This window comes from Streptomyces sp. NPDC005151, from assembly GCF_053599875.1.
Genome location: NZ_JBSFYR010000245.1, coordinates 1 through 1,585 on the forward strand (window position 1 = coordinate 1; position 1,585 = coordinate 1,585).

General features: G+C 69.2%; 1 protein-coding gene. It reads left to right on the forward strand.

The genetic code is table 11. The annotated features are described in order from the left end of the window. Positions 1-1,520, forward strand: a 1,520-nt coding sequence (locus ACWD6R_RS40475; protein WP_451823326.1) for an IS1182 family transposase, incomplete at its 5' end; no start/stop codon positions are given. Between the last annotated feature and the right edge of the window lie 65 nt (positions 1,521-1,585).

Genomic DNA, 1,585 nt, shown 5'->3' on the forward strand with positions numbered 1-1,585 from the left:
GGAGTGTGTTCGCTTTCCTGGCCGAGCATCGTGAGGTGCTGTTCCCGCCGGAGTTCTTCGCGGACATGTATCCGTCGGCCAACGGACGGCCGTCGCTGCCGCCGCAGGTGCTGGCCGTGACGGTGGTACTGCAGAGCCTGCAGGGGTTGTCGGACTTCGAGACAGTCCAGGAACTGCGGTGTGACCTGCGCTGGAAGGCCGCCTGCGGGCTGGGCCTGTACGACACCGCCTTCGATCCCTCGCTGCTGACCTATTTCCGGCGCCGGCTCGCCCGCTCGGCCGACCCGACGCGGATTTTCACGAAGGTCAAAGAGGTGGTGACCGCCACCGGTGTCCTCAGGGGAAAGCAGCGCCGGGCGCTGGACTCCACCGTCCTGGACGATGCGGTGGCCACCCAGGACACCGTCACCCAGATCGTGGCCGCGATCCGCCGGGTGATCCGTGAGGTCCCCGGCGCCGGCGAGGTCGCCGGCCGGTGGTGCACTGCTCACGACTACACCGACCCCGGCAAACCCAGGATCGCCTGGAACGACAAAGCCGCTCGCGAGGCGCTGGTCGACGCCCTGGTGACCGACGCGCTCAACATGCTCGGCCGTCTGCCCGAGCGTGAGCTGGGCGAGCGGGCCGCGAACGCGGTGGGCCTTCTCGCCCTCGTCGCGGGCCAGGACGTGGAGCCGGCCGAGGACTCCGACGGCCGCGACGGACGCTGGCGCATCGCCCAGCGCACCGTGCCCGACCGGACGGTGTCCACCGTCGATCCCGATGCCCGGCACATCCACAAGAACCGCACCCGCCACCAAGAGGGCTTCAAGGGACACGTGTCCTTCGAGCCGGAGACCGGGCTGTTCACCGCCGTCGCGTTGACCGGCGGCTACGGGCCGGACAACCACGAGGCCGCCGTCGCGCTGGACCTGCTGGCCGAGGAAGACCACAGCGAGGGTGAGACGTTAACCGTGCTCGGCGATTCCGCCTACGGCACCGGCGACCTGCGTGAACAACTGACCGACCAAGGACACCTCCTGGTGATCAAGCCGCCACCACTGCGGCAGGCCGTCCCCGGCGGCTTCACCATCGACGACTTCCAGATCGATGCCGACGCCAACACCGTGACCTGCCCAGCCGGCAAGAGGGCGAACCTGGGCCGGACCAGGGCCGACGGGAGCTGCACCGCCCAGTTCAAGCGGTTGTGCACCGACTGCCCGCTGCGGGAACGCTGCACGACCTCGAAGACTGGACGGACCATCAACGTCCATCCCCAGCACGAACTGCTGACCGCCGCCCGCCATCAGGCCGCCACCGACACCGCCTGGCAGGACGAGTACCGCCGATGGCGGCCCCCGGTCGAACGCGCTATCGCCTGGCTCGTCGCCCACGGCCATCGCAGAGTCCGCTACCGAGGCGTGATCGCCAACAACATCTCGCTCCACCACCGCGCCGCCGCTCTCAACCTCCGCCGACTGGTCAAACTCGGCCTCACCCGCACCGACGGCACCTGGCACCTCGCCCCGGCCACCCCATAACAACGAAGGGGCCACCCGGCCTGCGGCCGGACAGCCCCTCAACAAGATCTTCAGCAGTCTTCTAG